We start from the raw sequence: 15965 nt of genomic DNA, 5'->3' as shown, positions 1-15965 counted from the left end.
CGTACGGACACGGACTGTGGGGGTCCGGTACCGAGGACGCGGTGCGCCGTCGGCGCTCGGTCCCGCGTCCCGGGCGATCCACAGGCTATGACCGTGGTCGGAGGGGGAGTTGACGAAACGTGCAGGCATTCTTGACCTCGTGCGCCGGGGCGCCCGTCCCCGTGCCGGGGGAGGACCGGGGCGCTCCGGAACACCGTCCGGCCCGTGGAGCCACCGGCGTCCCCGACGCCCCGTCAGGAAGGGCGAGCCGTGGGACGGCTGCCGGCGTCGTAGCCCTTGAGGACACACCAACAGAGGAGGACCGTCATGTGGGCATGGGTGTCAACCGACGACATCGCCCAGCAGGACCGGGCGGACTGGTACCACGACGCGGTGGCCCGCACCGTGGCGCCCCATCGGCTGAAGATCGCCGACCCCGCTGCCTTCCGCGCCCGGATCGGCGTGTTGCGCCTGCGCGGGATCGAGGTGTCCAGCCACACCCACGCGAGCGACTCCTGGCGAACACCCCGGTTGATCCGGCAGAGCGACCCGGAGCAGTACCTCCTGGGCTTCATCTCCGGTGGCTCGATGGGGATCTCCCTGCTGCGCGAGAACTCCCGCATCGACACCGGGGGCGCGGTCTTCTTCGACACCTCCCACCCCTACTTCGCGGGCCCCCCGGACCGGGAGGGCGCCGTGATCACCCTCCTGCACATCCCCCGGACGGCGCTCGCGCTGCCCGCCGACCGGCTCGGCACGGCGATCGGACGCGGTCTGCCCGCACACCACGGCCTCGGCGGCGTCCTCCACCAGTTCCTCTTGTCCCTGAAGACGTACGCCGTCGCGTGCAGCCCCCAGGAACTGCGCCTCCTGGAGCGGACGGCACTCGACCTGGCGTCCGGCTTCCTGGCCCAGCAACTCGCCCTCCAGGACCGGCTTCCCGCCGAGACCCGGGAACAGATCACGCTGAGGACGATCGACGCCTTCATCGACCACCACCTCGCCGACCCCGCCCTCACCCCGCGGGCGATCGCCGCTCGCCACCACATCTCCCTGCGGACCCTCCAGCACCTCTTCCGCAAGCGCGGCGAGACCGTGTCCGCCGTCATCCGCCGCCGTCGCCTCGAACGCTGTCACGCCGACCTCGTCGATCCCGCCCAGGGGAACCGACCGATCCACGCCATCGCCAGTGGCTGGGGCCTGACGGGGGCGACGGTCTTCAGCCGGATGTTCCGCGACGCCTACGGGATGTCGCCCCGCACCCTTCGCCAGCAGGCCCGTGACCGGAGATGAAGCGACCCCGGGCGTTCCGGGAGCGGCCGCGCACCCCCAGCGGTGAGGAACTACCGGGACCGGACCGCGCGGGCGTGCCGGGCCGCCGCGAGCACCGTGCGCGTCTGGTGCTCCACCTGGTGCTCCACCGGCACCCACCGCGCCCGGAACCGCTCCGCGAACGCCTCGCACCAGTGGGCGACCACCTGTTCCAGCCGCGGCGCCGCCCGGTCGTCGAGGCCCCTCAGGACGCGCAGCAGCATCGCGGCGGCCCGGAGCGGCACCCGTCGGCCGAAGGCGTCGACGCTCCCCACGTACGCGGCGCCGGCGTTCCTCGGCGGCGGCCCCGACCAGTCGTCGGCCAGTCCCGGCACGAGCCCCAGGGCCCACCGCGCCGCCCGCAACAGGGCGCCGTCCGAGCGGGGCAGCCGGGGCGCCGCCTCCCGCAGGAACTCCTCCACCACCCGGGCGTCGGCGCGCAGCCGCAGGGACAGCCGGTGCAGTTCCCGCCCGGGCGCCGGGTGCGGAGCGGGGTCCCCCACGAGTTCGCTCGCCCACATGGGCACCTCGACGACCGCGGTGAGGCCGCCGTACCGGTGCGCCCGGTGCCAGGTGCTGAGCCGGACGTCGTCGGGCATGCTGGGGAACACCGGGTGCGAGCCCGGCGGGGGCATCACATGGACGCCCGGGCCGGAGGCCGGCCAGCCGGCCGCGTCCGAGGGGCCGGCCTCCACCGGGATGTGCAGCTCCGCGGCGGACTTGACGAAGGGCTCCACCAGCCCGGGCACGTCCCGGGTCAGCTGCACCCAACTGCCCCCCAGGTCCGTGCCGTGCAGGGACACCTGGAGGTAGGGCCGCACCTCGTCGATGACCGCCGTCAGGGTGCGGGTCTCCGGGGGCAGCCGGTCGGGCGGCAGCACGGAGGGCGCCCACTCCGGCTGTTCGGGGCCGGCGGGACGGAAGAAGTGCCGGTGGTACTCCCACAGGGAGCGCGGCGCGGGGGTGCGGTGCAGCCGGGCCCCGTCGGGGTCGGCGCAGAGCAGGAAGTGCCAGGCGGTGTCGGCGCGCAACGACGCGTCGCGCAGGGTCAGTTCGGCCAGTCGCAGCACGGTCGACCCGCCGGTCGGCTCATTGGCGTGGGCCCCCGCGACCACGAGCACCGCCGGGCCCGCGCCGCCCACCGACAGCAGATGGATCGGTCGTCCCCCGCGCGAGGTGCCGACCTGCCGCAACCTGCTCACGTCCGGCCGACCGGCCGCCATGCTCCGGGCCGCCGCGACCACTTCCGCGACCGTGGGGTAGCGCTGCTCCGTCAGGTGACTCACCCCCGTTTGGTCCTCCTGCCGACGCATGCGCAGTAGTCCACGGGTCCCGTCCGCTGTCAAGGAGTCGGGGCGGGCGTCCGGTCAATGCACTCCTTCGACCGTACGGGCGTGCTCCGTGGTTGGGCGTAGTCCCGCCGTACGGAGGGGTCGCGCCCGCACGGCCCCGCCACCGGGCGGGCGGGCCGTCAGAGGGCGGGGTCCGTTCCGCGGGCGAGCAGGGCCACCGGTAGCTCCGACAGCAGGGCCGCCACCGGGACGGTCCCGGTGAACTCGCGCCCCGGAACCAGCAGATCGCGCCAGGCGCCGCCCGGGAGCGCCACCTCGCCGGCGCCCCAGCCGCCCGCTCCGGCGAGCCGTGCGGACAACCGGGTGACGGCGACCAGCACCTGCTGGGCGCCCCCGGAGCGCACGAAGGCGACCCAGTGGTCCGCGGCGTCCCCCGTGGCGTACAGGGGCGTGTACGAGGCCCCTTCGCCGAAGGCGTCCGGGTGCCGTCGGCGCAGCCGCAGCGCCGTCGCCGTCAGGGAGGTCTTCTCGGCGGACAGTCCCGGCCCGACCACCCCGGCGCCGGTCGCGGGCAGTTCGGCCGGCGCGAAGTGCGCCGGGTTCCGGTTGTCGGGGTCCACCAGGGCCAGGTACTCCCGCTCGGTTCCCTGGTAGAGGTCCGGTACGCCCGGCATGGTCAGGTGCAGCAGCGCGGCGCCCAGCACGTTGACCCGTACCTGCGGCGCCAGCTCGGTCAGCAGGGCGGCGACCCGCTCGGGCGCCCCGCCGCCGGGCCCCGCCGCCACGAAGTCCTCGACCGCCCGCTCGTAGACCGGGTCCGGCTCCGTCCACGAGGTGCGCAGCCCCGCCTCGCGCACGTGTTTGAGCACGGCCCCCGCCAGTCGGCCGTCGCCGGGGAAGCCGAGTCCGACGGCCGACTGCCACGCCACCCACGCGACCTGCGGGTCGGGCGCCGGGAGGCCCGGGGGGCGTGCGGAGCGTTCCGTCAGCTCCGCGAGCAGGTCCGCCCACCGTTGCGGGCGCTCGGTCAGGGCCGCGATCCGCAGCCGGACGTCCGCGCTCCGCTTGGTGTCGTGGGTGGACAGCACCGTCCCGGTGAGGGGCCAGTCGCGTTGGAGGTGCGCAGCGTGCGCGTGGAAGGCGTCGACCGGCAGGGCGGGCGCGTCCGGGGCGCCCCCCACCTCGGTGGCCGACAGCAGGGCGGCGAACCGGTAGAAGGCGGTGTCCTCGACCGACTTGGCGTGCACCGCGGACGCGGTCTGCGCGAACCTCGCCCGGAACGCCGACCGTTCGGCCTCCTCGAACCGCTCGGACCGCTCCGGGGTGTCGTCGCCGGGCCCGCCCGCCAGCAGCGACCGCACGGCGTCCACGGCCGCCGCCTCCTGGGGCACCGCGAACGCCGCCCTGGCCTCCCGCACGGACTCCTCGGACAGCACCCGCGCCAGGTCCGCGCCCCCGTAGGGCCGGTACGCGCGCAGCCGGACCAACAGTTCCCGGATCGCCGTGCGCAGGGCCCACGGCGCGTGGTCGCGCAGCACCGGGTCCGCGGCGCACAGCCGGGCGCAGTCGCGGGTGAGGCGCTCCACCTCGGTGGCCAGCTCCCGGTCGACCACCCGGTGGGCGGCCCTGCGGACGGTGTCCTCCCAGTGGCCGCCCCGGTCGGCCGGGGGCGCGACGAACCTGCGGTACTGGCGCAGGAGTTCCCGGGATCCGGCCGGGTCGGTGAACAGGCCGTCCACCTGCCGCAGCGAGTCGTACCCGGTGGTCCCGGCGACCGGCCAGGACGCCGGCAGCCGCTCGCCCGCGGTGAGGATCTTCTCCACGACCGTCCACCGTCCCGCGGTCGCCTCGTGCAGCCGGCCCAGATAGGTCCCGGGGTCGGCGAGCCCGTCCGGGTGGTCGACGCGCAGGCCCTCCAGCACCCCTTCGCGCACCAGGTCGAGCACCTTGGCGTGGGTCGCGCGGAACACCTCGGGGTCCTCGACCCGGACCGCGATGAGGTCCGCGACGGTGAAGAAGCGGCGGTAGTTCAGTTCGGTGCGGGCCAGCCGCCACCACCCGAGCCGGTACCACTGGGCGTCCAACAGCCGTTCCAGGGGCAGTCCCTCGGTGCCGGGGCGCAACGGGAAGGCGTGTTCGTGGTAGCGCAGGACGCCCCCGTCGACGTGGAGCGAGTCGAGCTCGTCACCGATCCTGCGGCCCAGCACCGGCAGGAGCACGCGTCCGCCCTGGGCGTCCCAGTCGATGTCGAACCACACGGCGAAGGGGGACGCAGGACCGTCGCGCAGGGTCTCCCACAGCGGTCGGTTCAGCCGGGGGAGCGCCGCCATGTGGTTGGGCACGATGTCGGCGACCAGTCCCAGCCCGTGCCCCCGTGCGGTGTGCGCCAGCCTCCGCAGCCCGTCCTCGCCGCCCAGTTCGTCGCGCACCCGCCCGTGGTCCACGACGTCGTAGCCGTGCGCGGACCCCGGCACGGCCTCCAGGACCGGCGACAGGTGCAGGTGGGAGACGCCGAGCGCGGCCAGATGGGGCACGGCGGCCTCGGCCGCGGCGAACGGGAACGAGGGCTGGAGCTGGAGGCGGTACGTGGCGGTCGGCGGTGCGGGGACACGGGGCTCGGCGGGCTGAGGCGTCATGGGGACGTACGTACCCGCCCGGGCGGGCTCCCTGTCACCCCGGCCGGTCAGGTGGCGCAGCGGTACGCCGTCCGGTCCCCGTCCCGGCGCGGGCGGGGCCGGGTCACACGGCCCGCTGGAGCACCACCAGGCTCCGGTCCAGCAGGGTCAGCCGGTCCCCGGCCTTGACCCCGTCCGCGCCCCTCGGGGGCACGCCCGACGGGTGGGCGGTGTCGACCACGGTGCGCCACCGGTGTCCGTGGTCGGGCGGGACCACGAAGTCCAGGGGCTCGGGGGAGGCGTTGAACATCAGCAGGAACGAATCGTCACGGACGGGTTCCCCCCGGGGGCCGGGCTCGGAGATCGCGTCGCCGTTCAGGAACACGCTCAACGCACGGGCCTGGGCCGCGCTCCAGTCCCGCTGGCGCATCACCTCACCCTCCGGGGTGAACCACACCAGGTCCGACAACTCGTCCCGGGTGTCCTGGGCCGGGCGTCCGCGGAAGAACCGTCGTCTGCGGAAGACCGGGTGGTCGCGCCGCAGCCACACCATGGCCCGGGTGAAGGCGAGCTGACGGGCGGCGAGCTCGTCCTCCGGGTCCCCTTCCCCGCCGGGGCCGGCGGGCCACCGCACCCAGGACAGCTCGCCGTCCTGGCAGTAGGCGTTGTTGTTGCCCTGCTGGGTGCGGGCGAACTCGTCGCCGTGGCTGAGCATCGGCACCCCCTGGGACAGCATCAGGGTGGCGACGAGGTTGCGCATCTGCCGCTCCCGCAGGGCGCGCACCCCCGGGTCGTCGGTCTCGCCCTCCACCCCGCAGTTCCAGGAACGGTTGTGGTCCTCGCCGTCGCGGTTGTCCTCGCCGTTGTCCTCGTTGTGCTTGGCGTCGTACGAGACCAGGTCGCGCAGGGTGAAGCCGTCGTGGCAGGTGACGAAGTTGATGGAGGCCAGCGGTCGGCGGCCGTCGTCCTGGTAGAGGTCGGACGAGCCGGTCAGCCGGGACGCGAACTCGGCGAGCCGCCGCGGCTCGCCGCGCCACAGGTCGCGCACCGTGTCGCGGTACTTGCCGTTCCACTCCGTCCACAGCGGGGGGAACTTGCCGACCTGGTAGCCGCCCTCGCCCAGGTCCCAGGGTTCGGCGATCAGCTTCGCCCGGGAGACCACCGGGTCCTGTTGGACCAGGTCGAAGAAGGACGACAACCGGTCCACCTCGTGGAACTGTCGGGCCAGGGTCGCGGCCAGGTCGAAGCGGAAGCCGTCGACGTGCATCTCGGTGACCCAGTACCGCAGCGAGTCCATGATCAGCTGGAGGACGTGCGGGGAGCGCATCAGCAGCGAGTTCCCGGTGCCCGTGGTGTCGGTGTAGTGGCGCCGGCTCTCCCCGAGACGGTAGTAGGACGCGTTGTCGAGGCCGCGGAAGGAGAGCGTCGGGCCGAGGTGGTTGCCCTCCGCCGTGTGGTTGTAGACCACGTCCAGGATCACCTCGATCCCCGCCCCGTGCAGGGCCCGCACCGCCGACTTGAACTCCAGCACCTGCTGGCCCCGGTCCCCCCAGGAGGCGTACGCGTTGTGGGGCGCGAAGAAGCCGATGGTGTTGTAGCCCCAGTAGTTGCCCAGACCCATGTCGACGAGCCGGTGGTCGTTGACGAACTGGTGCACCGGCATCAGCTCCAGTGCGGTCACCCCCAGCTCGGTCAGGTGCTCCAGGACCGCGGGGTGGGCCAGCGCCGCGTACGTCCCGCGCAGCTCGTCCGGCAGGGCCGGATGGCTCATCGTCAGGCCCTTCACATGGGCCTCGTAGATGACGGTGCGGTGGTACTCCGTACGGGGCGGACGGTCGTCCCCCCAGTCGAAGTAGGGGTTCACCACCACCGAGGCCATCGTGTGCCGGGCCGAGTCGAGGTCGTTGCGCCGCTCCGGCGCCCCGAAGCGGTAGCCGTACACCTCCTCCCCCCAGTCGACCGCCCCGCTCACCGCCCGCGCGTACGGGTCGAGGAGCAGCTTCGCCGGGTTGCAGCGCACCCCCCGTTCGGGTGCGTAGGGGCCGTGCGCACGGAACCCGTAACGCTGTCCCGGCGTCACTCCGGGCAGATAGGCGTGGCGCACGAACGCATCGGTCTCGCGCAGTTCCACCGCCGTCTCGGAACCGTCGTCGTGCAGCAGGCACAGTTCGATGCGGTGCGCGGCCTCCGAGAAGACCGCGAAGTTCGTGCCGGCGCCGTCGTACGCGGCACCCAGCGGATACGCCTGTCCGGGCCAGACCTGCATGGGGGAGCCTCTTCCCCTTCCTGGTTCCTGGCCCTGCGTCCTCGGGGCCACCGGGGGCAGAGTCTTCCCGAGATCCAGGCAACCTCCTAGGACCCCGGTCCGTCCTACCGGGTGACCGCAAACCCGGTCGACAGACGGGTTCACACACGGGGGAGTTGGGGGAAACAGTGCGTCAATTGGTGAGACGCCATGTCGGGAAGGTCATGGCGGGCGGAGCGATCGCCATCGCGGGGACGGCCGTGATGGTGGCCGTCACCCTTCCCGGAATGGCCGGCGCGGACGAGGCGGCCGACGACCGTCCCGCCCAGAGCCAGGAGCAGGGCCGGGCATCGGGGCAGGACGGCGGCGCCGACGCGGCGGCGAACGGGGACCGCAACGGGGCGGCGGACGGCTCGCAGGCGCCGGCGGACTCGGGGAGCACGGTGCCCCCGCCGCCCGCCGACGTGGTGCCGGCTCCCGCCGAGGGGGAGAAGGGCATCGGCAGCGACCCGCTGACCGACGACGAACTCAAGCAGGCGGAGCAGCTCGCCGCGACCGGCGACCTCCAGCGGTCCGCCCGCAACGTCGAGGGGGCCAAGGGCCCGGAGCACCTGTACACCAACCTCCAGGAGCCCGACCCGAACGCACCGGCCACCGAGAGCAAGCGCAGGGCCGAGGTCGTGTTCTACGACTACGAGAAGGAAGCCACCGTCACCAAGACGGTGGACCTGACCTCCGGCAAGGTCGTGGACACCGTCACCGCGAAGGGCGCGCAGCCGCCGCCGAGCCGGGACGAGCTGGCGGAGGCGGCGAGCGTGTTGATCGCCCACCCGCTCGGCAAGGACCTGAAGAAGGACTTCCGCCACGCCACCGGCAAGGAACTGACCGGGCCCGGCCAGGCGGAACTCAGCGGCATGATCTTCACCAAGCAGACCACGATGAAGGTCCCGGCCGTACTGAAGGACTGCGGCAAGGACCGCTGCATCAGCGTCGTCTTCAAGGTCAAGGACGGGCCCTGGTTCGACACCCGCGCGAGCGTCGTCAACCTGAGCGCGCGCACCGTCGGCCGCCTCGGCTGACCCCCTTCCTGCCTCCCTCTCGACGAGGAGTTTCTTCCCGATGCTCGACCACAGAATCTCGCGTGCCCGCAAGGGCGCCGGACTGGCCCTCGCCGTGACCGCGCTGATGGGCAGCGCCACCGCGGGCACCGCCCAGGCCGCCCCGCAGGCACCGCGCAACGCGCCGGCTCCGGCGGCCGACTGCAGCGCCGCCTACCGCATCGAGCAGAAGCTCGACGGCGGCACCACCTGGCGCATGTGCTGGCGCTACGACCCGCTGGCCGGCGTCGTCCTGGACAAGGTCACGTACCAGCCCAAGGGCGAGGCGCGTCCCATCCGGGTGCTCAACAGCGCCCGGCTCGCCCAGATCCACGTGCCGTACGACGACGGCAAGAACGAGTACGAGGACGTGACCGCCACGACCTTCGGTTACGACCTCCAGAACCTCAAGACCGGCGAGTGCCCCGGCGGCACCATCCGCACCGTCAAGGTCCCCGACCGCGGCGACGTCAAGGGCCTGTGCACCACCACCCGCGCCCGGGGCCACGCCTACCGCCTCGCCAACGACTCGGGCAGCAAGGTCTGGCAGGCCCAGGGCAAGGACCTGCTGGTCTACTCGATCAACAAGGCGTCCTGGTACGAGTACATCACCGAGTGGCGCTTCTCCTCCGACGGCACCATCTCCTCGAACGTCGGCGCCACCGGCATGCTCTCCCCGTTCGACTACGACGGGGGCGACAGCCAGGGCTGGCCCATCGGCAAGAACGCCTCCGCGTACGCCGAGAGCCACAACCACAACGTGTTCTGGCGCATCGACAGCGCGCTCGACGGCAACACCAAGAACAAGGTCGAGCAGTACGACTCCACCGTGACCCCGGCGAGCGGCGGTCGCAGCCCGGTCACCAAGACCAAGCGCACCGCCGTCACCAAGGAACTCGCCGGTGACGCCAAGAGCATGCGCTGGTGGCGGCTGGTCAGCACCACCGGCAAGAACAAGGACGGCCACCCGCGCAGCTACGAGATCGTGCCGGGCCGCACCGACAAGTTCCCCGGCCGGTCGTTCACCAAGCACGACGTGTACTTCACGGAGTACAAGAAGTGCGAGAAGTACGCGAGCGGCAACCCGAGCTGCCCCACCGGCACGCCCAACAGCGTGGACAAGTGGACCAACGGACAGGCCCTCAAGAACCCCGTCACCTGGGTCAACATCGGCTTCCACCACATAGCCAGGGACGAGGACCAGGAGCCCATGCCGGTCCACTGGCAGGGCTTCTCGCTCGCGCCGCGTGACGTGACCGCCATGAACCCGCTCACTCCGGACGACCTCAAGAACCGCAACGGCGACGTCGGCCCGCTCCCCTAGCCCGTCAACCCGTCCGCACGGGAATCCACCACCCTTCCCATCGGGCTGCACCGCCGACCGCTCCCGGAGTACCCTTCCTTGATCGTTGACCAGGGGGGTCACAAGGGGTGCGGAAGGCGGTGCGGCAGGTGAGCTCGGGCGGGCGGGAGCTGCCTCCTGGTGACGGCGGTCCACAGGAGGGCTCCGCAGAGGTCCCACCCGGAGCGGTGTCCCTGGCCCGTCCGATGGAGACGGGATCACAGATCGGACCCGAACTGGACTGGGGCGCCGAGCAGTGGAGCGAGGTCCGCACCCGCGCCCAGCGCGCGGGGCGGGCCTACATCTGGTTGAACCTGGTGGAACAGCGGCTGCGCGCGGTCGTGGCCGCCGTGCTGCGCCCCGTCTACGAGCCCGTGCACGGTGACGACTGGGTCGTCGCCGCCGCCGGGCCCGCCGGCCAGGAGTGGGTGCAGCGCGCCGTCGCCGTGCGGGAGGTCAGCCGTCGCAAGGGCTATCTGCTGGACCCCGCCGACGACAATGTGCTGAGCTTTCTTACGCTTCCGCAGCTACGCGAGCTGATGGTCCAGCACTGGCCCTGCTTCGAGCCGTACTTCGACGACCGCCGCGACGTCGAACTCGCCCTCGACGAGCTGGAGGTCACCCGCAACGTGGTCTCCCGCAACCGGGCCCTGTCGGAGGCGGTCCTCGCACAGGCCGAGCGCGCCTCGGCACGCCTCCTGGAGATGCTCGGCGCGGGCGCCGACACCCCCTCCCGCCACCGGCTGCCGGTGGACGCCGTCGAGGACCTCGTCGGCGACCGCTACGCGGACGTGGTCGCGGTCCACTCGGACCGGGTGCGACTGCTGCGCCGGTTCCCCGCCGAGGACATCTTCGGCGGCGCCCGTCGCCTGGACGCGATAGGCATCGGGCTCAACCTGCTGGTGCAGAACTTCTCCGGACGGCGACTGGTGCGGCTCGCCGAGTCGGGGTGCCGGGTGCGGCTGCTCTTCCTGAACCCCGCCTCCAGCGCCATCAAGCGCCGCGAACGGGAGCTGGGACTCAAGCGGGGCGAGCTCAGCCGCTCCGTGGAGATGAACATCCTGCACATGCGCCGGGTGCGGTCCCGGCTGCGGGACCCGGGGGCCTTCGAGATCCAGGTCTTCGACGAGACCCCGCGGTTCACCTCCTACCTGGTGAACGGTGACGGAGCCGACGGCGTCGGGGTCGTGCAGAGCTATCTGCGACGCGCCCGCGGCATGGAGGCCCCGGTGCTCGTCCTCCGGGGCGGCGGTCGCCTGCTGAAACCGGACGAATCAGACGAAGGCTCCCTGTTCGAGACGTACCGCGAGGAGTTCGACCTGGCGTGGACCGACTCCCGGCCGGTCTCCTGACTGTCGGGACGTCGACCTGGGCACCTGGTTGTCAGTGGCCCGTGCGAGGGTGAGGCCACTGGGGGAAAGCACCACGAAGGAGGGGGTCCCATGAGCTGGCACCAAGGGCTACTGATCGGCTTCGACCTGGAGACGACCGGGACGGACCCGCGCACCTCGCGCATCGTCACGGCGGCGGTCATCGAGGTGAAGGAGGGCCGGGTACTCGGACGGCGCGAGTGGTTGGCCGATCCCGGCGTACCGATACCCGCGGAAGCCGTCGCCGTGCACGGGATAACCGAGGAGCGGGCGGCGGCCGAGGGCCGGCCCGCCGACCAGGTCGCCGACGCCATCGCCGACGTCCTCGCCGGGTACTGGCGGACGGGCGTGCCGGTCGTCGCCTACAACGCCGCGTTCGACCTCACCCTGCTCTCCGCCGAACTGCACCGGTACGGCCTGCCCTCCCTGCGCAGCAGGCTCGGCGACCGCGATCCCGCCCCGGTGATCGACCCGTACGCCATCGACCGGACCGTCGACCGCTACCGCCGGGGCAAGCGGAACCTGGAGGCCGTCTGCGCCGAGTACGGCGTCGCGCTCGACACGGCCCACGAGGCCGGCGCCGACGCCCTGGCCGCCGCCCGGCTGGCCCGGGCGATCGCGGTCCGCCACCCCAAGGTCGCGGAGCTGGCACCGGCGGAACTGCACGGCCGACAGGTCCAGTGGTACGCGGAATGGGCCGCCGACTTCCAGGACTTCCTCCGGCGCAAGGGCGACCGGACGGCGTTCGTCGACCCGACCTGGCCGCTGCGGGACCTCGTCGACGAGGCACCCGGCGTCGTCTAGGGGCGCGGCGCCCACCGGCGCACCGCAAGCAGCTGCGGAAGCCGCCGACGGGCCGCGGACCGGGGCGGTTTGCCCGCGCCGGAGCCCGTGTGCCAGGCTCGTTCCCCTCCTCTGACGAAAGGGCTCACCGTGACGCTCGGCATGGTCCTCGGCGATCGCACCCCCCGCGCCTCGACGCGGGAGCGGTAGCCCCACCAGCCCTGACACCCGGCCCGCGCGATGGCGCGGGCCGTGGCTCGTGCATGCTCCCGCTCCTCGTCGAAGCGCTCTTCGTGCCCCCGCACGTTCGATCACGAGGAGTTCGTGGTGTCCACGATCCACTGGACCGAGCCCGGCGCGCCCGCACCCCGCAGCGCCCCCTGGCATTCCGAGAACGCCACCCCGCCACCGCGACGCGTCATCGCCGTCGACGAACGGCTGACCGCCGCCACCGCACACCGGCTGGCCTGCGAGGGGACCGCCCTGCTGTGGCGGGGTGACTACCCCCAGGCGCAGCAGCTCCTACGGGCGATGACCCGCCGGGTCGACCGCAAGCCTCCCCGACCGGGCGACGGCCCGGCCCGGTCCTTCCACTCGTACCGCCGGTTCCGCACCCACCGCGCCCGGGTGCGCGGCAGCCTGCTCGTCCTCCTGGAGGGCGCACACGGACTCCGACTGCCCAGGGCTCCCGACGTGCGCCGGGCGTGCACGGAGGCGTACGGCCGGCGGTCCGCGCCGATGGCGGTCTCCCTCACCGAACTGCTGGGGGTGATCGGGGCGCACCAGTGGCGCACCGAGGGCGTGTGGGTGCCGGCGCTGGGTGCGCGCATCCACCCGCACTACGGCGTCTTCTCCCCGGTCCGGGGCGAGTACGTCGACCTGGTCGCCCGTGCCCCGCTCCCCCCGCGGGCGGGCCGCCGCACCGCCTTCGACCTCGGTACCGGAACGGGCGTGCTCGCCGCCGTCCTCGCCGGCCGGGGCGTCGAGCGCGTCGTGGCCACCGACGCCAGCCCGCGCGCCCTGGACTGCGCGCGCGAGAACCTGCGTCGACTGCACCCCGCCGGACCCGTCGACGTCAGGGGCCCCGCCCTCTTCCCCGACGGCCGCGCGGACCTCGTCGTCTGCAACCCGCCCTGGATTCCGGCCCGGCCCACCTCGGCGCTGGAACAGGGCGTCTACGATCCCGGCGGCCGGATGCTCCGCGACTTCCTGTACGGACTGCCCGCGCACCTGCGGCCGGGCGGCGAGGGCTGGCTGGTCCTGTCGGACCTGGCCGAACACCTGGGGCTGCGCACGCGCGGCGCGTTGCTGGCCGACGTGGCGGCGGCGGGCCTGCGCGTGGTGGCCAGGCTCGACACCGGGCCGCGGCATCCACGGGCCCGGGACACCGCCGATCCGCTGCACGCCGCTCGTGCGGCGGAGGTCACCTCGCTGTGGCGCCTGGCACCGGCTTGACGTCCGACGCCGGCCTGACGTCCTACGCCGGGCCGCCACCGACCCGCCGGGGTCGGACGGACCGTCAGAACGGGTGCCAGCGGACCGTCGTGTCGCCGTCCCGGAGCGAGGCCACCCGACGACGGAACTCCACGAGCGCCTTCGGGTTGTCCGGGGCGTGCTGCGCCACCCAGGCGCAGCTCGCGGTCTCCCGGGCGCCCCGCAGGACCGCGCAGCCGTCCCAGGACCGCACGTCCCAGCCGTACGCGTCGGTGAAGGCGGCGTACGCGTCCGCGGACAGGCCGTAGCGGTCGTGGGACAGCGCCATGACGACCAGGTCGTGTTCCCGCAGGTCGTAGGAGAAGGTCTCCAGATCGACCAGCACCGGACCGTCGGGTCCGACGTGGACGTTGCGGGGCAGGGCGTCGCCGTGGATCGGCCCCGGCGCGAGTCGGGGGGTGAGGGCCGCGGCGGCGGAGGCGAAGCCGTCGCGGCGCTCCCGGAGGAAGGCGGCGTCGGCCGGGTCGATCGCGTCACCGGCGAGCCGTAGCCAACGCTCCACCCCGCCGAGGAGGTCGCGCCCGGGCAGCGGGACGTCCGGTGCGGGAAGGGCGTGCACCCCGCGCAGCAGGACCGCCAGGTCCTCGCCGCGGGCCGGGCGGACCGCCTTCGGCAGTCGGTGCCACACCGTCACCGGGTGGCCCTCCACCAGCCGGGCGTCCGCCTGCGCGGCGCGGACCGCGGGAACGCCCGCCGAGGCCAGCCAGGCGGCGACGTCCAACTCCCGCCGGGCCCGCTCCAGCACCTGAGGGCCGCGGCCGACCTTCACCACCAGGTCGCCCACCGCGAACACGGCGTTCTCGCCGAGGGCCAGCAGTTCCGCGTCCGCGCCCGCCGGTGCGCCCGTTCCCGCGAGCGGCAGCCGTGCCGCGTCCAGGACCCTGCGCGCCCGTGCCTCGTCCATCCCCAACCTTCCGCCGATCCCACCGCACACCTGCGGTCCGCCCGCCGTTGCGGTGGGGGTCCCGTCGCGCGTCAGTGTCGCATCCTGCCCGGTCAGCGGGACGCACGGGCCTGGCGCGAGGCGGCGAGGGGAAATCGTGTTGCACGAGACGTATCGTCTTGTCTATGGTGACGCCATGACCACCCCCCGCCGCGCCCACATCGCCATGTTCTCCATCGCCGCCCACGGTCATGTGAACCCGAGCCTCGACGTGATCAGGGAGTTGGTGGCCCGCGGTCACCGGGTCACCTACGCCATCCCGCCCGCCTTCGCGGACAAGGTCGCCGAGACCGGCGCGGAGCCCAAGCTCTGGAACTCGACCCTGCCCACCGACGACGATCCGGACGCCTGGGGCACCGAACTGGTCGACAACCTCGCACCGTTCTTCGAGGACGCCCGCCAGGCACTGCCGCAACTCCTCGCGGCCTACCGGGGGGACGAGCCCGACCTCGTGCTCCAGGACATCACCTCGTACCCGGCCCGGGTCCTCGCCCACCGCTGGAACGTCCCCCTCGTCCAACTCTCCCCGAACATCGTGGCCTGGGAAGGGTACGAGGAGGAGGTGGCCCGCCCCCTGTTCGAACCGATGAAGCAGACCCCGCGGGGCCGGGCGTACTACGAGGCGTTCGGCGACTGGCTCGCGGAGAACGGCATCGACCTGTCCGTGGAGGACTTCGGCGGGCGACCCGAGCGCTGTCTCGTCCTCATCCCGCGCGCGCTCCAGCCGAACGCGGACCGGGTCGACACGTCGCGGTACGACTTCGTCGGCGCCTGCCAGGGCGCCCGGAGCGCGGACGGGCAGTGGCAGCGCCCACCGGGCGCCGAGAAGGTGGTGCTGGTGTCGCTCGGGTCCTCCTTCACCAAGCAGCCCGACTTCTACCGGGAGTGCGTGAAGGCGTTCGGGGACCTGCCCGGTTGGCACCTGGTCCTCCAGATCGGCAAGTTCGTGACGCCGGAGGAACTCGGCGCACTCCCCGCCAACGTGGAGGTCCACTCCTGGGTGCCGCAGCTCGCGATCCTGCGGCAGGCGGACGCCTTCGTCACCCATGCGGGAGCCGGCGGCAGCCAGGAGGGCCTGGCGACCGCGACCCCGATGGTCGCCGTCCCGCAGGCCGTCGACCAGTTCGGCAACGCCGACGTGCTCCAGGACCTCGGGGTGGCCCGGCACCTCCCCACGACGGAGGCCACGGCCGAGGCCCTGCGGTCCGCCGTGCTCGACCTCGTGGACGACCCGGAGGTGGCGCGACGCCTCGCCGAGATCCAGCGGAGCATGGCCGCCGAGGGCGGGACGCGACGTGCGGCCGACCTGATCGAGGCGGAACTCCCCGACGCCGTGCGCTCCGACTGATCCCGCCCGGACACGGCTGGTGGGGGGCGGGCCCCCGGCCCCCGCCCCCCCCCCCCCCCCCCCGGTGCGGGGGCGGCAAACCGCGCCCCGCCCCGGGTGCGCGAGAACGGGGCGCGCACCCCGGCGTGGGTGGCCCCGCCCGTGGG

At 73.4% G+C, this 15965-nt stretch carries 11 protein-coding genes; 7 read left to right on the top strand and 4 right to left on the bottom strand.

The genetic code is table 11. From position 1 onward, the window contains the following. Window positions 1–306: 306 nt before the first annotated feature. Entirely contained in the window at window positions 307–1272 is a 966-nt protein-coding gene (locus ACFYOU_RS14615; RefSeq protein ID WP_391305839.1) for a helix-turn-helix domain-containing protein, read from the top strand. Between the two features lie 50 nt (window positions 1273–1322). Here ACFYOU_RS14615 and ACFYOU_RS14610 read toward each other — a convergent pair whose 3' ends face one another. The 3 genes from ACFYOU_RS14610 to glgX all read right to left on the bottom strand — a co-directional run bounded on the left by ACFYOU_RS14610 (window position 1323) and on the right by glgX (window position 7463). Beyond that, window positions 1323–2576, bottom strand: coding sequence for a M14 family zinc carboxypeptidase (locus ACFYOU_RS14610; RefSeq protein ID WP_391305838.1), 1254 nt, complete (start codon window positions 2574–2576; stop codon window positions 1323–1325). Window positions 2577–2761: 185 nt separating this feature from the next. Continuing rightward, window positions 2762–5218, bottom strand: a complete 2457-nt coding sequence (gene treY, locus ACFYOU_RS14605) for a malto-oligosyltrehalose synthase (protein ID WP_391305836.1) — start codon at window positions 5216–5218, stop codon at window positions 2762–2764. 103 nt (window positions 5219–5321) lie between these two features. Continuing rightward, window positions 5322–7463: a glycogen debranching protein GlgX gene (gene glgX, locus ACFYOU_RS14600; protein ID WP_391305834.1), complete on the bottom strand. Its 2142-nt coding sequence runs from the start codon at window positions 7461–7463 to the stop codon at window positions 5322–5324. A gap of 179 nt (window positions 7464–7642) precedes the next feature. On the opposite strand from glgX, the gene ACFYOU_RS14595 reads away from it, so the two are divergent. The 5 genes from ACFYOU_RS14595 to ACFYOU_RS14575 all read left to right on the top strand — a co-directional run bounded on the left by ACFYOU_RS14595 (window position 7643) and on the right by ACFYOU_RS14575 (window position 13489). Continuing rightward, a complete protein-coding gene (locus ACFYOU_RS14595; protein ID WP_391305832.1) occupies window positions 7643–8521 on the top strand; it encodes a Tat pathway signal sequence domain protein in 879 nt (292 codons plus the stop codon). A 40-nt stretch (window positions 8522–8561) separates the two neighbouring features. After that, on the top strand, window positions 8562–9863 hold the full coding sequence (locus tag ACFYOU_RS14590; RefSeq protein ID WP_391305830.1) for a copper amine oxidase: 1302 nt from the start codon (window positions 8562–8564) through the stop codon (window positions 9861–9863). Window positions 9864–9991: 128 nt separating this feature from the next. Next, complete coding sequence (locus ACFYOU_RS14585; protein ID WP_389770348.1) at window positions 9992–11233, top strand: SAV2148 family HEPN domain-containing protein; 1242 nt, start codon at window positions 9992–9994, stop codon at window positions 11231–11233. 90 nt (window positions 11234–11323) lie between these two features. Continuing rightward, window positions 11324–12055 carry an exonuclease domain-containing protein gene (locus ACFYOU_RS14580; RefSeq protein ID WP_391305828.1) on the top strand — a complete coding sequence of 244 codons (732 nt, stop codon included), beginning with the start codon at window positions 11324–11326 and terminating at the stop codon, window positions 12053–12055. Between the two features lie 306 nt (window positions 12056–12361). Continuing rightward, a complete protein-coding gene (locus tag ACFYOU_RS14575; RefSeq protein ID WP_391305826.1) occupies window positions 12362–13489 on the top strand; it encodes a methyltransferase in 1128 nt (375 codons plus the stop codon). A 64-nt stretch (window positions 13490–13553) separates the two neighbouring features. On the opposite strand, the gene ACFYOU_RS14570 is transcribed toward ACFYOU_RS14575, so the two are convergent. Further along, window positions 13554–14432, bottom strand: coding sequence for a phosphotransferase (locus tag ACFYOU_RS14570; protein ID WP_391305824.1), 879 nt, complete (start codon window positions 14430–14432; stop codon window positions 13554–13556). A gap of 175 nt (window positions 14433–14607) precedes the next feature. Between ACFYOU_RS14570 and mgt the strand changes: the two genes are divergently transcribed. Beyond that, the gene (gene mgt, locus ACFYOU_RS14565) at window positions 14608–15819 is read left to right on the top strand and encodes a macrolide-inactivating glycosyltransferase (RefSeq protein ID WP_391305822.1); all 1212 of its coding nucleotides are present in this window, start codon (window positions 14608–14610) and stop codon (window positions 15817–15819) included. Window positions 15820–15965: the final 146 nt, after the last annotated feature.

Source organism: Streptomyces sp. NPDC005955 (assembly GCF_042871255.1).
Classification (GTDB): Bacteria; Actinomycetota; Actinomycetes; order Streptomycetales; family Streptomycetaceae; genus Streptomyces.
This window is presented reverse-complemented; position numbering and strand designations above follow the sequence as displayed.